15 protein-coding genes are annotated in these 16,325 nt (G+C 62.5%); 8 read left to right on the top strand and 7 right to left on the bottom strand.

Translation table 11 applies throughout. The annotated features are described in order from the left end of the window. Nucleotides 1-160 precede the first annotated feature (160 nt). Together BM216_RS19585 and map are read left to right on the top strand one after the other, a co-directional pair. Nucleotides 161-1,222 carry an LLM class flavin-dependent oxidoreductase gene (locus BM216_RS19585; protein ID WP_093000887.1) on the top strand — a complete coding sequence of 354 codons (1,062 nt, stop codon included), beginning with the start codon at nt 161-163 and terminating at the stop codon, nt 1,220-1,222. 80 nt (nt 1,223-1,302) lie between these two features. After that, nucleotides 1,303-2,058, top strand: a complete 756-nt coding sequence (gene map, locus BM216_RS19580; RefSeq protein ID WP_093000886.1) for a type I methionyl aminopeptidase — start codon at nt 1,303-1,305, stop codon at nt 2,056-2,058. 52 nt (nt 2,059-2,110) lie between these two features. Here the strand turns inward: map and BM216_RS19575 are convergent, their stop codons facing one another. Beyond that, nucleotides 2,111-2,329 (bottom strand): hypothetical protein, encoded by a 219-nt coding sequence (locus BM216_RS19575; protein ID WP_093000885.1) that lies wholly within the window; start codon nt 2,327-2,329, stop codon nt 2,111-2,113. A 222-nt stretch (nt 2,330-2,551) separates the two neighbouring features. Between BM216_RS19575 and BM216_RS19570 the strand changes: the two genes are divergently transcribed. Together BM216_RS19570 and sbmA are read left to right on the top strand one after the other, a co-directional pair. After that, nucleotides 2,552-3,724 (top strand): YbfB/YjiJ family MFS transporter, encoded by a 1,173-nt coding sequence (locus tag BM216_RS19570; protein WP_244530236.1) that lies wholly within the window; start codon nt 2,552-2,554, stop codon nt 3,722-3,724. Nucleotides 3,725-3,870: 146 nt separating this feature from the next. After that, complete coding sequence (gene sbmA, locus BM216_RS19565) at nt 3,871-5,148, top strand: peptide antibiotic transporter SbmA (RefSeq protein WP_093000883.1); 1,278 nt, start codon at nt 3,871-3,873, stop codon at nt 5,146-5,148. A gap of 423 nt (nt 5,149-5,571) precedes the next feature. Here sbmA and BM216_RS19560 read toward each other — a convergent pair whose 3' ends face one another. Both BM216_RS19560 and BM216_RS19555 read right to left on the bottom strand, forming a co-directional pair. Further along, on the bottom strand, nt 5,572-5,931 hold the full coding sequence (locus BM216_RS19560; RefSeq protein WP_093000882.1) for a VanZ family protein: 360 nt from the start codon (nt 5,929-5,931) through the stop codon (nt 5,572-5,574). 85 nt (nt 5,932-6,016) lie between these two features. After that, nucleotides 6,017-7,057: a polysaccharide deacetylase family protein gene (locus tag BM216_RS19555; protein WP_143102802.1), complete on the bottom strand. Its 1,041-nt coding sequence runs from the start codon at nt 7,055-7,057 to the stop codon at nt 6,017-6,019. Nucleotides 7,058-7,311: 254 nt separating this feature from the next. Here BM216_RS19555 and BM216_RS19550 point away from each other — a divergent pair, with 254 nt between their 5' ends. Together BM216_RS19550 and der are read left to right on the top strand one after the other, a co-directional pair. Next, nucleotides 7,312-7,998: a tetratricopeptide repeat protein gene (locus tag BM216_RS19550; RefSeq protein ID WP_093000881.1), complete on the top strand. Its 687-nt coding sequence runs from the start codon at nt 7,312-7,314 to the stop codon at nt 7,996-7,998. Nucleotides 7,999-8,027: 29 nt separating this feature from the next. After that, nucleotides 8,028-9,452, top strand: a complete 1,425-nt coding sequence (gene der, locus BM216_RS19545; protein WP_093000880.1) for a ribosome biogenesis GTPase Der — start codon at nt 8,028-8,030, stop codon at nt 9,450-9,452. Nucleotides 9,453-9,563: 111 nt separating this feature from the next. On the opposite strand, the gene BM216_RS19540 is transcribed toward der, so the two are convergent. The 4 genes from BM216_RS19540 to BM216_RS19525 form a co-directional block, all read right to left on the bottom strand. Continuing rightward, nucleotides 9,564-10,229: a hypothetical protein gene (locus BM216_RS19540; protein WP_093000879.1), complete on the bottom strand. Its 666-nt coding sequence runs from the start codon at nt 10,227-10,229 to the stop codon at nt 9,564-9,566. A 6-nt stretch (nt 10,230-10,235) separates the two neighbouring features. After that, nucleotides 10,236-11,636 (bottom strand): selenium-binding protein SBP56-related protein, encoded by a 1,401-nt coding sequence (locus tag BM216_RS19535; protein WP_093000878.1) that lies wholly within the window; start codon nt 11,634-11,636, stop codon nt 10,236-10,238. Between the two features lie 225 nt (nt 11,637-11,861). Beyond that, entirely contained in the window at nt 11,862-12,668 is an 807-nt protein-coding gene (locus BM216_RS19530) for a class I SAM-dependent methyltransferase (RefSeq protein ID WP_093000877.1), read from the bottom strand. A 488-nt stretch (nt 12,669-13,156) separates the two neighbouring features. Beyond that, on the bottom strand, nt 13,157-13,600 hold the full coding sequence (locus BM216_RS19525) for a MarR family winged helix-turn-helix transcriptional regulator (RefSeq protein WP_177230841.1): 444 nt from the start codon (nt 13,598-13,600) through the stop codon (nt 13,157-13,159). A 209-nt stretch (nt 13,601-13,809) separates the two neighbouring features. Between BM216_RS19525 and BM216_RS19520 the strand changes: the two genes are divergently transcribed. Next, nucleotides 13,810-14,826 (top strand): alpha/beta hydrolase, encoded by a 1,017-nt coding sequence (locus BM216_RS19520; RefSeq protein ID WP_093000875.1) that lies wholly within the window; start codon nt 13,810-13,812, stop codon nt 14,824-14,826. A gap of 165 nt (nt 14,827-14,991) precedes the next feature. After that, the gene (locus BM216_RS19515) at nt 14,992-16,212 is read left to right on the top strand and encodes a DUF2325 domain-containing protein (protein ID WP_093000874.1); all 1,221 of its coding nucleotides are present in this window, start codon (nt 14,992-14,994) and stop codon (nt 16,210-16,212) included. The last annotated feature ends 113 nt before the right edge of the window (nt 16,213-16,325 follow it).

The following is a 16,325-nucleotide window of genomic DNA, read 5'->3' as shown; positions in this document are numbered from 1 at the left end:
ATTCCCCCGAAGCAGGCGGACCCTAGGTTGAGAGTGCTAAGAATTGCTTTTCGCCACAAGGCTACATATCGATCTGATCGAACAAACCGTTCGAGCGTTTCCGGTTTGCGCGTGTCGCAGCCGATCTCTATCTGAAGGGCAGCTAAAACGGGATTTTGAGATGGAACTCGGGCTTCACACATTCGGCGATATGGACGCGAACGCTCCCGACAAGGGAGCGGAGGGCGCAAGGCGGCTGAAGAACCTGCTGGAAGAGATCGAGCTTGCCGATCAGGTGGGGCTCGACGTCTTCGGTCTCGGCGAACATCACCGGCCGGATTACGTCATTTCCTCGCCGGCGACGGTGCTGGCTGCGGCGGCTGCACGAACGAAGCGGATCCGGCTGACGAGCGCGGTCTCGGTGCTGAGTTCGGACGATCCGGTCAGAGTGTTCCAGGAATTCGCGACGCTGGACCTGATTTCCGGCGGTCGCGCCGAGATCATGGCGGGGCGCGGTTCGTTCATCGAATCCTTCCCGCTGTTCGGCTACGACCTCGGCGATTATGACGATCTTTTCACCGAAAAGCTCGAACTGCTGCTGGCGATCCGCGATCAGGAGGTCGTGACATGGCAGGGCCAGATGCGGCCGGCGATCAACGGGCGCGGCGTCTATCCGCGTCCGCTGCAGGAGCAGCTGCCGGTCTGGATCGCCGTCGGCGGCACGCCGCAATCGGTGGCGCGGGCCGGTGCGCTTGGCCTGCCGCTCGCGATCGCGATCATCGGCGGCGAATATCCGCGGTTCAAGCCGTTTGCCGATCTCTATCGCCAGTCCGGCGAGCGTGCCGGAGTGGATCCGGGCAAACTGAAGACCAGCATCAACGTGCACGGCTTCATCGCCGACAGCACGGAGGCGGCCGCCGACCAGTTCTACGGGCCGCAGGCGGAGGTGATGAACCGCATCGGCCGCGAGCGGGGCTGGGGGCCGACGAGCCGGGCGCATTTCGACCAGGCGCGCGGGCCGCTCGGCAATCTCTTCGTCGGCGAGCCGGAACTGGTGGCTGAGAAGATCATTGCCGCCCATGGCGTGTTCAAGATGGACCGGTTCCTGCTGCAGATGGCAATCGGGCCTATGCCGCACGATCAGATCATGCGCGGCATCGAGCTTTACGGCACGAAGGTGGCGCCGATCGTCAGAAAGGAATTGACCGGATCGGCCGAGCGCGCCACATCGCAGGCGGAATGAACGGGACTAGGGCATGTCGCGCGAGAGCGTGCAGCGGTTTTGCGGCAACGACATGCTTATGAAGAAGAAAGCGACATGGAATGGTTATCTCCAGTGAAGACGAACTCGACAAGCTGAAGGCGATCGGCAGGCTCTGCGCCCAGGCGATGGAGACGATGGCGAAATCGCTGGAGCCGGGGATCACCACCAAGGAACTGGACGATATCGGCCGCAAGATCCTCGAGGATAATGGCGCGCAGTCGGCCCCGGAGACCTGCTACCAGTTTCCCGCCGCGACCTGCATCAGTGTCAACGAGGAAGTGGCGCACGGCATTCCGGGCGGTCGGGTGATTGCAGCAGGCGATCTCGTCAATATCGACGTGTCGGCGGTGAAGGACGGTTTCTTCGGCGATTGCGGCTCGTCCTATGCCGTGCCGCCGGTAAAGAAAGAGATCGAGAAGCTGTGCCGCGATGGGCGGCGGGCCTTGTGGACCGGGCTGCAGCAGGTGAAGGCCGGGCGGCCGATCGCCGGCATCGGCAATGCCATTGGCGCTTTTGCCAAGAAGAACCGCTATTCGCTGATCACCAATCTTTCCAGCCACGGCATCGGCCTGACGCTGCATGACGAGCCGAAGGAAATTCCGACCTGGCCGGATCCGCAGGAAAGCCGGACGATGGAGGAGGGACTGGTTTTCACCATCGAGCCCTTCCTGTCGCTCGGCGCCGAATGGGCGGAAGACGGTGACAATGGCGATCCGTGGACGCTCTACAGCGATCCGCGCGCACCGACCGTGCAATACGAGCACACGATCGTCGCGACCCGCAACGGGCCGCTGATCCTGACGCTTGCGAACTGAATGGAAAAGAGCCGCAAATAGCGGCCCGCTCGGTTTCAGATCGCGCGGCGGTTCAAATCAAACGATTTTGAGCGCGATCGGCCGCCTCGACGGCGTGGTAGAAGGCGTCGGCGCGCTCTTCGCGAAGATGCTCGACCACCTGCCGGGCATGCACCCGCGCGGCGCTCTGCATGAACTGTGCGAACGAAGCATAACCGATCGCATCCGCCTTGCGCATCTGGGCGATCAATGGGTCCAACAAAACTTCCGATACGGTCAGGTCACGGTCCATTCCTGCGCCTCCCGCCTTCTCTGGATCGATGAATATCATGGGTAATGACTATGACCGGAAGGATGGCGGTCATTCGTGTCAACAACAAGACAAATGATTCCCGCAGTGCATCAATTCGATCCCGCGGTGCGTTCACGATCGGTTTATTCAAATTATTCCCTAAGCTATGAAAAATGCTGATTTGTGCGGCGCACAAGGCGCTGTCATAAGCGGATCATGGACATGACCCCTCGCACCGATCTTCGCCTCGTCGGCCTTGCCGGCGCCATTGCCATGGCCGCCGCCATGGGTTTCGGCCGCTTCTTTTACACGCCGGTCCTGCCGGGCATGATGGCGGGCATTCCGATCACGTCTACTGACGCCGGCTATATCGCCGCCGGCAATTTCGCGGGCTATCTGGCGGGCGCGGTTCTGGCTGGTTACGGCTGGGCGGCGGGACGCGAAAGATCGGTCGCGATCAGCGCGCTCACCGCAAGCGCATTGCTGCTTGCTGCGATGGGACTGACGACGCCTGTTGCGGCCTTCATCGTCATACGGTTTCTCGCCGGTCTTGCGAGCGCGCTCGCCATGGTGCTGACGTCGTCCATCGTCCTGCCTTTCGCGCGCCAGGGCGGCGCGAAGGGGCATGTGGTCAACTTCCTGCATTTCGGCGGCGTCGGCATGGGGATCGCGCTTTCCTCGGCGCTGGCGCTGATCGTCAACACGTCGGCGGGAGACGCGGCTCATGGCTGGCGGATCAACTGGCTGGCGGGGGCTGCGATCGCGCTCCTCGCGGTGCTTGCCGTGCATATGCTTTTGCCGCGACCGCAGGCGAATGCCGTTCGCAGGGCGGAGCCGAAGCTGCAGTGGCGTCTGCCACTCATCATGCTGACGGCGTCCTACGGCCTGTTCGGCTTTGGCTACGTGATCACCGCGACCTTCCTGGTAACGATGGCGCGGCAGGGCGATGCCGGGCCGATCGTCGAATTCCTCGCCTGGTTCGTCACCGGCTGCGCGGCGGCGGCATCGCTTGTCGCCTGGCACCCGGTCGCGATCCGCTTCGGGCTGGCAAAGGCCCATGTGGCAGCACTCGTCGTGCTGGCTGTCGGCGTGGTCGGATCCGTGCTGCTGCCGCCCACGGCCGGCGCGCTTTTCGGCGGGCTGCTGCTCGGCGCGACCTTCATGGTGATCACGGCCTACGGGCTGCAGCTTGGCGGCACGCTTGCACCGGAAAGCCCGCGCCGGGCGCTCGCCTCGATGACGGCCGCCTTCGGCGTTGGCCAGATCATCGGGCCACTGGTCGCCGGCTGGGCGGCGGAGGTGAGCGGAAGCTTCACCCTGCCGACCCTGATCGCGACGGCGGTGCTCGTCGTCTGCATCCTGCTCGCCGTCGGCGTTGCGCGTCGTACCGCGTGACGGAAGCCTCGAGCGGCGGCTGAGAGCAATACCGGTTACAAATGTGTAACAAAGCGGTGCGGCCATTGCCGCATCCACGGAACTGCCATAGTTTCCGGCGCTAACATGCCACCTCCCAGACTCGAACTCAGGAAAGCGTCCGCTCCGTGTTCCACTCTTTCTTTCCCCGTCCGAAACTGTTCTTCATTTCCGCCGTCATCTGGTCCTTCGTTGCAATCCTTGCCTGGTATTTCATCTTTGCAGGCATCGGTGATCGCGCCGGTTTCGGTCTGCCGGAAGGTGCGTCGGAACCCTACGACCTGACCTACTTCCTGATGCCGTCCAACCTCTATTTCTACGCCTACTTCGCCATCTGCCTGCTGCTTTTCGGTGCGGCGTGGTCGTTCTTGGCCAAGGACAATCCGTGGATCGGCTGGTCGGTCTGGGGCTCGTTGCTGATCATCGCAGTCACCTATTTCAGCGTTCAGGTGTCCGTCGTCATCAACAACTGGCGGCGCCCCTTCGGCGATACGCTGCAGAACGCGCTGACGAAACAGCCCGGCATCACGGTCGACAGCTTCTACAGCCTGATGATCATCTTCGCCCAGATCGCCTTCCTCAGCATGGCAGTGTCGATCCTGACCGACTTCTTCACCAGCCACTACATCTTCCGTTGGCGCACGGCGATGAACAACTTCTACATGTCGAAATGGGAGAAGCTGCGTCACATCGAAGGTGCCTCGCAGCGTGTGCAGGAAGATACGATGCGCTTTTCCGCGACGCTGGAAGGCCTCGGCATCAACCTGATCAACTCGGTCATGACGCTGGTGGTGTTCCTGCCGATCCTGTTCGGCCTGTCCGGCTACGTCTCCGACCTGCCGATCATCGGTGAAATCCCGCATGCGCTGTTCTGGCTGGCACTGTTCTGGTCGGCTTTCGGCACGCTGCTTCTTGCCGTTGCCGGTATCAAGCTGCCCGGTCTGAACTTCCGCAACCAGCGCGTCGAGGCTGCCTACCGCAAGGAGCTCGTTTATGGCGAGGACCATGCGGACCGGGCCCAGCCGCTGACCATTGCGGAACTTTATTCGAACGTGCGGACGAACTATTTCCGCATGTACTGGCATTACCTCTATTTCAACGTGGCGCGGTATTTCTACATCCAGGCCGACGCCCTCTTCCTGCTGTTCATGCTGGTGCCGACCATCGTCGCCGGCAAGATCACCTACGGTATCTACCAGCAGATCGCGACGGCCTTCGGCCAGGTGTCCAGCTCCTTCCAGTATCTGGTCAATTCCTGGACGACGATCATCGAACTCCTCTCCATCCACAAGCGCCTGAAGGCCTTCGAGGCGGCGATCGATGACGAGCCGCTGCCAGAGATCGATCAACGCTATCTGCAGCGCGAGGCGCAGGGTGGCGAGATGGCGGCGAACAAGCCGACCTGATCGAACTCGTCTCTTAAAGGACAAGCAGTTATGGCCGCGCCGGGTTGTCAATCCGGCGCGGTTTTGCGTTCGGGCTTGTTGCACGGGTCTTAAGGTTGAAGAAAGGCCGGTGCGTCTTGCCCCTGGGAGTAGGGCAGGCGGGTATTCGATTGCATTGGATGGTTCAGGTTTTGCCTGCCCCGACCGCTTTCCGGTGGCTTTCGAAGGATTTCCGAGCCCTTCGATCGCACCTTTGGCGACCATCACCGGAACCGAGCTCGAAACCCGAGGAGGTCTGCCGGTTCTAGACCCGGTTTCCCATCCGATGACGCGCCGATTATCGGCGAGGCCGCGAGTAGCGGGGACGAAATGGGGAAAAGAAAAGCGCAAGTCCTTGATCGGACTTGCGCCGGATATCGATCGGCGGAAGTTTCGTCCCCGCTCTCAGGCTACCGCAGGCTGGCGGTAACGGGTGACGGTGCGGTTCAGAGCGAGGCCGAGGAGGCAGCCGAAGGCAGCGCCGGCGGCCTTGACCATGGCATCGTCGAGATGCGCGTGCCGGGTCGGCGACAGGAACTGCAGAAGCTCGATGCCGCCGGCGCCGAGGATGAGCAGGATGGCGCAGGCCACCCAGCGGCGCGGATAGGCCACGACGAAGAGCAGCGCCATGACGGCGAAGGCGCCGGCGCGATCGATATCGACCGAGGCGAAGTCGTGGGGCCTCAGCCGGATCGGCGAGACCGTGGCGAAGATGATGGCGGCGAGCGCGAGCCAGGGAAGGAGCTTGAGAAGGCGGGTCGTCATGGAAGTGTCATATCCTGGCTGGGAGGAGGCTGGAAGGTCGGTCTGCGGATGCGCTTTGACGGATAGGCGAAAGTGTTGGTGCCGGTCAGCCAGCTGAGTTTTTACTCTCGGTCGACGAATGAACCTTGCCCGGGCGCTCGTCGAGCATCCTGATCGCCTCGGTATAGCTGACGCAGGCGACGTCGGACCTGTTGCAGACATCGGACGCGAGGCGTTCCATCGCCCGCCAATAGGCGCCGGCATTCATCTCGACGAAATGCAGGCCGATCTGCAGCGGTATGCGCTCGCCGTCATATTGCTTGTCGAAGGCGGCGCGGAAGGCGGAATAGGCGCGCTCCTCGAATTCCGCCGAGCGGGACGGATTGTCTACGCCGGCCGAGTGGCGGATGAAGAGATTGTAGTCCATGGCGATGATCGGCCGCTGCGACGGACCCTCCGGGATGAGCGGCAGGCCGAAGCGGATGAGATCGCCCTTTCTCTCGGGCAGCATCGGTCCCTTGGTGACGAGGCTTGCGTCATAGGTGAAGCCGGCCTTCTTTTCCGCCGTGACAAGGCCGTCGCTGGTGGAGAAATAGGGGGCGCGAAAACCCCTGATATCGTTGTCGATGAAATCGCGCCAGCCCTTCGGCTCCGCATCACCGGCGCCGATCGCCGTCCAGGCATTGGTCATGACATCGTGAAAGCTCGTGAACTCGGCCGTCCAGTCGGCGGCCGACCAGTCCTTGCCGTCGAAATGACCACAGGTGTGGCTCGATATGTCGTGGCCTTCCTGATGGGCCTGCCAGATGTGGCCGAGCCTTTCCTTCGCTTCCGGCCTGTCCTGCGCAAAGCCGATATTGGAACGGCCGGCCTTCTTGCCGGGGCCTTCATAGGTCGCCCTGTCGGCGCGCGGGATGACCAGCGAGCAGGAGAGGAAATAGGTGAAATGGGCGTTGTTCTGCCTCGCAAAATCGCGGCTTCGCTGCCAGAGTGCGTTGGAGCCCGCGCCGTCGAAGGAGATCATCACCAGCTGCTTCGGCCTGGCCGTATCGGCTGCGGGAGCATCCTGCGCCAATATCGAAGTCGGTAGGCAAAGCGTGGCGAGGAGGGCGGCGACGGAGGTCGAGAGCGAGGCGGCAAGACGCATTACGGGTTCCTGATTCTCTAAAACAGGTCGCTCTTGGGCGTCGAATGAGGCGAAGCTTGGGAGAGGGCTTATAAAGCCATGAATTGATCATGCTGCCGAAGAGGCGTTAACAAGCTTGTCATGAAATGCTTGAGGGGCCTTACATCCTCGACAAAATAAGCTAGAAGGCGCGTTCAGCACGATTGGCCGCAGGATTGCCCGCCATATCGCCGGGTTCTATCCAGAATTGGCTCCAGCGGGAGCCGGAGACTTCGATGGCGCATAACGACGACAGTTTTTTCCGTGAAGTGAATGAAGAGCTTCGCTCCGACCAGCTGCAGAATGCCTGGAAGCGCTATGGCAAGATCGCCATCGGCGCCGCCGTGCTGATCGTCGTCGGCACTGCCGCATGGCGCGGTTTCGAATATTGGGAAAATCACGGCTCGTCGCAGTCGGGCGACCGGTTCATCGCGGCGCTGACGCTTGCCTCGGAAGGCAAGAACGACGAGGCGCTTTCCGCTCTCGGTGCCATCGAGAAGGACGGCACGGGTTCCTATCCGGTGCTCGCAAAACTTCGCGCCGCCTCGGTGCAGCAGGCCAAGGGTGACGTCGCGGGCGCTATCGAAGCCTACAAGCAGGTGGGCGGCGACAATTCGGTGCCCGAGCCGATCCGCGATCTCGCCAAGCTGCGCGCCGCCTGGATTCTGATCGATACCGGCACCTACGAACAGGTATCGGCCGAAGCGCAGGCGATGGCGAGCCAGGGCAATGTGCTGGCAAATTCCGCCCGCGAAGCGCTTGGCCTTGCCGCCTACAAGGCCGGCAACATGCAGCAGGCCAAGGAATGGTTCCAGCAGATCGCCAACGATGCGGGCGCACCGCGCAATGTGACGAACCGCGCCCAGATCATGCTCGACAATATCGCCGCTTCCGGCAAGGCGCCTGATCCCGTACAGGGATAAGGCGCAAAAGCGGATTTGAGGGAAACAGGATGAGCTTCACCGTCGCCATCGTCGGACGCCCGAATGTCGGCAAGTCCACGCTTTTCAACCGTCTGGTCGGAAAGAAGCTGGCGCTTGTCGACGACACGCCGGGCGTGACCCGCGACCGTCGTCCGGGCGATGCCAAGCTCGTCGACCTTCGCTTCACCATCATCGACACGGCCGGTCTCGAGGAAGTCGGGCCGGAAACGCTCGAGGGCCGCATGCGTGCCCAGACCGAGATGGCCATCGAAGAGGCCGACCTGACGCTGTTCGTGGTCGATGCCAAATACGGGCTGACGCCGCTCGACAAGACATTCGGCCAGCTGCTGCGCCGCAGCGGCAAGCCGGTGGTGCTCGTCGCCAACAAGTCGGAAGCCAAGGGATCGGACGGCGGCTTCTACGACGCATATACGCTCGGCCTCGGCGAGCCGGTTCCGATCTCGGCCGAACACGGCCAGGGCATGATCGACCTGCGCGACGCGATCGTCGAGGCGATCGGAGAGGACGTGGCCTTCCCCGAAGGCGACGATGATGAGGCGGAGACGGATGTCGACGTTCGCGACAGCGTGCTCGGCGACGAGGCCGACGACGAGCCGGAATATGACGAGACCAAGCCGCTGCGCGTCGCCATCATCGGCCGACCGAATGCGGGCAAGTCGACGCTGATCAACCGCTTCCTCGGCGAGGATCGCCTGCTGACCGGTCCGGAAGCCGGCATTACCCGCGACTCGATCTCGGTCGACTGGGAATGGCGCGGCCGCACGATCAAGATGTTCGACACCGCCGGAATGCGCCGCAAGGCGCGCGTTCAGGAGAAGCTCGAAAAGCTTTCCGTGGCGGATTCGCTGCGGTCGATCCGGTTTGCCGAGACGGTCGTCATCGTGTTCGATGCAACGATCCCGTTCGAGAAGCAGGACCTGCAGCTTGCCGATCTGGTCTTACGCGAAGGCCGGGCTGCCGTGCTCGCTTTCAACAAGTGGGACCTGGTGGAAGATACGCAGGCGACGCTTGCGGACCTGCGCGAAAAGACCGACCGGCTGCTGCCGCAGGCGCGGGGCCTTCGCGCCGTGCCGATCTCCGGCCAGACGGGCTACGGGCTCGACAAGCTGATGCAGGAAATCATCGCCACCGACAAGGTGTGGAACAAGCGCATCTCGACGGCCCGGCTCAACAAGTGGCTGGAAGGCACGCAGGTCCAGCATCCGCCACCGGCCGTTTCCGGCCGCCGCCTGAAGCTGAAATACATGACCCAGGTGAAGGCGCGTCCGCCGGCATTCATGGTGTCCTGCACGCGTCCCGACGCGCTGCCGGAAAGCTATATCCGTTACATGATCAACGGGTTGCGCAACGATTTCCAGATGCCGGGCGTGCCGATCCGCATTCATTTCAAGGCGGGTGACAACCCGTTCGAGAACCGCAAGAAAAGGCGCTGAATTCGGCGTCCGGCGGCATTTTCGGAATGCATCACCGATCTTACTGCATGACTTGCGGTCTTCGCTCGAAGGCGAGACCGCCGGCGTTTGCGGTTGATCTCGCCTGCGGTCTTACATGCCGCCACTTTCAAGTGCGAAAATAAGCGACAGGCTGCCAACCGCTACGAGGCTGGCGGCCCAGACCCTGTCCAGGTTGAACCAGCTGCCCGCAATGGCCTTCAACCCGACATAGCGATAGACCACCCAGGCAAATCCTCCTCCGGCGGCGATCATCGACAGGGTGTGAACGGCCGAGACGAGCAAGCCCGTCCCGACGTCACCCGCCATGAGGCTCTGCGCGGCCCGATCGCTTTCGTCCGCCCGGCAGAGCCCCAGAAACAACGGTACGAGCATGAGGCCCGCGCCATGCGCCGTTGCCACGACGAATGACCACAATCCCAGCTGTGTCGGGCGGATCCGTGCCAGCACACGGGGATGACGGCGGTTGACGAGCAGATATATGCCGAAGCCGATGACGAGCAGACTGGCTGACACGCGGACCACCTGCAACCACGTCACCAGCGCCAGGAGGATGGCGAATGGGAGAAGTGCCAAGAGGATCGCCAGTGTGTGGCCGATAGCCAGTTGCCACATTGCGAGCGCCAGTGCCCGGGGACGCCGCTCCATCAGTCCCGCCGAGACCGCAAGCGGCCAGCCCATCGCGGGATTGATCCCGTGATAGGCACCGCTCAGGACGACGGCCAGCCAGAGCTCAGTCACGGACCAGCCGGTTTCCATCGCGCGTCAGGCCGAGGGATAGCAGAACGAATCCGTGGAGCAGTCGCCGCCTTCGAGCCGGATCTGGTGCGCGCGATATCCTTGCGGAAAATCGACCCAGTAATCCTTTTCCAGCTCCAGGCCGCCCTCCTTGCCCGCGCGGGCCATGACCTGCGCGCCCGGTACCCCATCGGGATAGAATTGGTCATCCCAGGTCGAATAAAGCGAGTTCGTCCAGTAGACGCGCTTCCCGTCTCGACTGATCTCGACCATCTGCGGGCCGCCGGCATAGGTCTTGCCGTTCGGGTGTGCCGTGCGTCGATCGATGCCGCCGATGTGAACCGATCCCACCAATGTCGGATTGAAGGGGTCGCTGACGTCGTACTGACGCAACTCGCCGGTTCCCCAGCAGGACACGTAGAGAAAGCGATCATCCAAGGACAGATCAATGTCCGTCACCAGGGGCGGTACTGCGCCAAAACCCTGGAGAAGCGGCGGCAGGCGATCGACCGATGCCGGCTCGGGCGGAATCGTCGCCGTTTTCCTGATGTGGAATTGACCGCCTTCACGCCACCAAGTCCAGATCGAGCCCTCAAGGTTAGTGGTGTCGACCACGACACCGACAAATCCATATTCTCGGGAGGGATCGTGAGCCGGGCGAACCTCCAGAGCCATCTGATGGTTCGCGCCGAGATCGATCGTCTGGACGTTCTTGCGATCCCGCAGATCCCAGAAATGAAGGCGATGGCCATATCGATTTGCCAGCAGATCTTCCGGAACAATGCCGTTTTCGAACTGCGGCGGCAGGGCCCATTCGCTGCTGACCATGTAGTCCCGCGGGAGGTTCCACCAGAAGTCATAGTGCAATTGCTGCGGCCCGCGATCGATCTCCCAGCGCCCGAGAACCTCGAAGGTTTCGCAGTCCATGATGAAGATGCCGGCAGGGCCATCGGTGCCGTCCGCACCTGCGCCTCCAAGCGTTGAAACATAGACGCCTTCCGGGCCGCAATGAACCGTATGCGGCCTGGAATAGCCGGTTTTCCGGAATATCTCCTCCGGTTCGATGATCTTGTGAATCGCAGCCTCGGTCGGATGAGGCTTGGTGTCGATGACGTAGATGCGCGACGACCGGATGCCCGGTATGATGAGGAAACGGCGCTCCAGGAAGGCGTGGCCGGAAAGCGGCGACAGCGCGGAAGAGCAGGCGTTCCATCCGAAATGGTGGAACTCGTCGCCCTTGTTCGGCATGACGACCGTGTGAACGATCTGGCTGTAACTTGGCGATCCGGGCCGCACGTCGATGACGGCCAGGGCATCGGGCTGAGACGCGTCGGGGCTCAGCAGCAGTGTGTAAGCGAAATTCTCCGCCTCTGCCTCCATGGCTAGCTTCGGAGACGCGTAAAACGTTTTGTCAGGTCTCGCGTTCATTCTGTAAACTCCGCTTTCGGTGCCGGGTGGATGGCGTCAGGCCGTTTGGCTATAGCGTCGTGTTTTCCAGAAGGCTGGTGGCCGTACTATTTCAGGCGATGTTCCGGAAACACGAAACCCGCTACACATGCAACATGATGATGTCCGGCCGAATTCGCCGAGCCCGCTTGCGAGCTGCCAGTAGGCCATCCATCTCCGGCAGATCCGGCATTTACCGGACATGCGCTAGTGATTGCGGCCGCGAACGGCCCAGGCTCTTGCCTTCAGCGCGATCGACCCATCGCCGGAAATGGGCAGGTCCGTCCGCAGCTTGTCTTTCAATCTGTCCCGTTCGGTGACGCCGAGGCTGGCGCAGTAGCCCGGTGCGGGTCCGGCGCCGAGGGTGAAGGGATGCCAGAAGTCGTCGAAGCTCCTGAAGAGCGTCGGGATCTCGATCGGCGTCGCTTCCAGCCGGCTGAGCCCTGCCTCGGCGGCCAGATCCAGCAGGCCATCCCGGGTGCAGAAGGGGAAGCGCGTGCCTTCGCCAAGCTCGCGCGCGGCGGGATCGAGCGCAATCGCGGCCGACCAGAAGGCCCGCATGAACTCCATGCCGCCGTCCGGATAATCCCAGACGTAGAAGCCGATCACGCCTTTCGGGCGGGCGACGCGCAGCATTTCCTGCAGCGCGAGGACGCGGTTCGGCACGAAATTCAGGACAAGACCCGAAACGACGATATCCCGTGTCCCGGCCATCATGGAGAGAGCCTGGGCGTCGCCGGTACGAAATTCCACCCGCCGGTCGAGAATGTCGGAGCGGGCCTTTTGCAGAAAACCCTCGGAGGGATCGACCGCGATCACCGACCTCGGTTCCGCATGGGCGAGGATGGCCTGCGTCAGCGCGCCGGTACCGCAGCCGACCTCCAGCCAGTCGAGATCGCTTGCCGGTTCGAGCCAGTCGAGGAAGCGGGGCGCCACCAGTCTGCTCCACCGGCCGATATAGTTCTCGTAGCTGTCGCCCGAGCGCCAGACATCATGACGGGACGCCTCTTTCACGGCTGCCTCCCAAGCTTGCCGCAATCCGTGCTTGCACAAGGGCAGGATACGCCCGGGCGGCCGGGTTGGAAATGGGCCGGAGGACGAATGCACCTCATGGTCGGCCTAATCCATTAGCTGGCTTGCAATTCCCGGCGATCCATGATCGACTACCACTCTGGCTTGTGCGGTTGGAGGACTCTCAAGCCGGACTGTGGCGCCGCGCGGCGCCGTAGTTTTGGGAGCTTGCGCATCGACTTTGCGGAAATCGATCGGTTTTCGGGTCGATGCGTTCTTTTGGGAGGATAATCCATGATTGTAGCAGGTCTTGTCGCAGCATTCTGTCTGGGTGCCAGCGGTATTGCGTATTTCCGTTGGCGCGACGGGCGGAGCGGCTGACCCGCTCCAATCTTTCCGACCTCCGGCGTATCCGATAGGCCGGAAGTCCCGGTTTTGGCACGAGGCCATGCTGAGCCGGTTTCTGCGCCTTTGCGGCGCATGGAACTGGCTCAGGCGGCGCTTGCTTTCTTGTCCAAAGCGTCGCGCAGGTCGCTGACTTCCTGGCGCAGTCGTTGAACCTCATCCGATGAACAGCCCGTTGCGGCAACGATGTTGCCGGGGATTTTCTGTGCCCGCGCCTTCAGGGCCTGTCCCTGGTCGGTCAGGCGGATGATGACTTGCCGCTCGTCCAGCTTGCTGCGTTCGCGGCTTATGTAGCCAGCAGTTTCCAGCCGCTTCAGAAGCGGGGTCAGGGTGCTGGATTCCAGGAAAAGCCTTTCACCGATGCTGCCGACCGTCTGCTCGTCCTCTTCCCAGAGCGTGACGAGGACGAGGAACTGCGGGTAGGTGATTTCGAGCTCCTCGAGCAGGGGCTTGTAGACCCGGTTCATCGCGTGGTTTGCCGTGTAGAGGGCAAAGCACAGGAACGTGTCGAGCTTCAATTCGTCCTTCATCATCTGCCTCCTGGCGCATGGCCTTTCGAACGCTGGCACTACGCCGCTCATATTCCCGAACCTATCAGATTTAGGTCGCGCGATAAATAATCGCCATGCAGGTTTTTGCATGGCTGACATGTCGGATGATTGTTTGTAGACGATCATATCGTGCACGATATAAGTTGGGTGGCCAGACGAGGCCGACACGATCAGGAAAGGAGACGACAATGTCCAAAATCACCACCACCGTATCCGCAGCAGCGATTGCCGCTGCATCCGCCGTCGCCGCTATAGCCGCCGAACCGGTTCTCGAACCGAAGACGCAGGCGTTCATCGACCAGCTCGCCGGCGCGCCGCCCATCTACACGCTGTCGCCCAAGGATGCCCGCGACGTATTGGCCGGCGCGCAGAAGGGGGATGTGAAGAAGCTTGCCGCCGATATCGAAGACAGGGTTCTCAATATCGGCCCGACCGGCAAGACAAAGATCCGCGTGACCAAGCCGGCCGGCGTCAAGCGTACGCTGCCGGTCATCATCTACGTCCATGGCGGCGGATGGGTGCTGGGCGATGCCGATACCCATGACCGGCTTGTCCGCGAGATAGCCAATGGCGCCGAGGCCGCAGTCGTCTTCGTCGACTACGAGCGTTCGCCGGAAGCCCGCTATCCGGTCGCGATCGAACAGGTCTATGCCACGGCCAAGTATGTTACCGAGCATCCGAAGGAATTCGGTGTCGATGCAAGCAGGCTGGCCGTGGTCGGTGACAGCGTCGGCGGCAACATGGCCGCGGCCTTCACGCTGCTCGCCAAGGAACGTGGTGGACCGCAGATCGACCAGCAGGTCCTGTTGTACCCCGTCACCGATGCCAATTTCGACACCGGTTCCTACAACCAGTTCGCCAATGGCCCATGGCTGACGAAGGAAGCGATGAAGTGGTTCTGGGACCAGTACCTGCCCGACGTCGAAAAGCGCAAGGAGCCCACCGCTTCGCCGCTCCAGGCCTCGATCGAGCAGTTGAACGGCCTGCCGCCGGCTCTCGTGATCGTCGATGAGAACGACGTGCTGCGCGACGAAGGCGAGGCCTATGGCCGCAAGCTTTCGCAGGCCGGCGTCAAGGTCACGTCGATCCGCTACAACGGCACGATCCACGACTTCGTGCTGCTCAACGCGATCGCCGAGACACCGGCCGTCCGCAGCGCCGTCTCGGTTGCCAATGCAGCCCTGAGGGACGCGCTGAAGAAATAACCGCGACGGCCAGAAAATCGAAAAGCCCGGTGGTTCGCCACCGGGCTTTTTCGTGCCCTTCGGGAAGGTGGGATCAAGTCGGTTCAAAAGCTCGATACCCATCTTGCCAGATCAATCGTTCCGGCTTACCGATATATTCATTGGGATATATCGAATGGTGTGAGCATGCCGACTTTGCCCGGACTTCATCACGCGCGCCTGCCGGGTCCGGCGGCATCGCCTTCCATGCCACCGCTTGTCCTGCCGGGCGAGGGCGTGCCGGTCAAAGGCATGCGTTTAAAGACCTGGCAGATCAGCCCGCACTATCACTGTTCCATCATCGGGACCTGCCTGACGACCGGCGAGTTGCGCCAGCTGCTGGTTAAGCTCGGCGAGCCGGAGGCCCGCGCGGCCGGCGATCACGCGCTGCATGCGCGCGGCGTCAGGCTGGCCGGCGAGGAGGGCACGGCCGGCAAACTGCTCAACAAGGCGCTCGACCGGCGCCATGACGCCATCATCAAGCGAATGTCGAAGCTCGGCGATGCAGACGAGTTGCGGCGGTTCTGGCGCGAAGCCTATGACCGCGGCGATATCAGTGGTGCCTATTGGGCGCTGCTCAGCCACCCGGCGACAGACGAGAAGCTGAAGCGCGACGTGTTCGGCGATGTGCATATGCTCTCCCATCTCGTGGGCAGTGCAAGCCGTCTCGATATAGCCCGACTGACCGACCTCCAGCGAACGGTGGAGGAAAAGGACGAGATGATCGCCCGGCTGGAGCGACGCCTCGAGAAGACCGGCTCGGAGCGCGACGAGATGAGACGCGAGATCGCGCGGCTGCAGGAGGCGGTGATCCAGGCCGGGGCGGCAAGTGCCGCAGCGGAAGCCGCCAGCCGCCGAAAGGCGTCCGCGCCATCGGAGGAGGCGCCGCGTTCCGGCGAGCTGGCGCAAAAGCTCGGCGAGGTTCGCGAGGAATTGCGAAGGCAGCAGGCCAGGGCGGAAGAGGCCGAGGCGAATGCGGCCGAGCTGCAGCGGGAGAACGAGACACTCGAGCGGCTGCTTTCCAGTGAAGACGCTGCCGACGAAGGCGCGGGCGTGAAGGTGAGAGGCGCTGCAGAAGGCGCGATCCTCTATGTCGGCGGGAGGCGCAGCCTTTACGACAAGCTGCGCGCGCTCGCCGACGTGCATGGCGTGACACTGCTGCTGCATGATGGCGGCATGGAGGACAGTACCACGCTTCTGCCAGCCGTCCTTGCCCAGGCGGAGACGGTGCTCTTTCCTGTCGACCATATCAGCCACACGGCCGCCGGCATCATCAAGCGGGCCTGCCGAGAGAGCGGCAAGAGCTATCAGCCGCTGCGTTCATCGGGGATCAGCAGCTTCGTGGCCGCAATCGGCGCGCGGGGCTGAACGGAGGCTTTCGGTGCTGGGCGAGGATCCGATCTTGGTGCGCAGGCTGTCTTCATCCACCTGGCAATGATTGGGCGGAGTTGCGAGCGGCGGCCTCGGGGCAGGCGTCGCTA

Source organism: Rhizobium sp. NFR07 (assembly GCF_900111905.1).
Classification (GTDB): Bacteria; Pseudomonadota; Alphaproteobacteria; order Rhizobiales; family Rhizobiaceae; genus Neorhizobium.
Note: the sequence above shows the minus strand (reverse complement) of the source record. Positions and strands in the feature narration are given on the sequence as shown.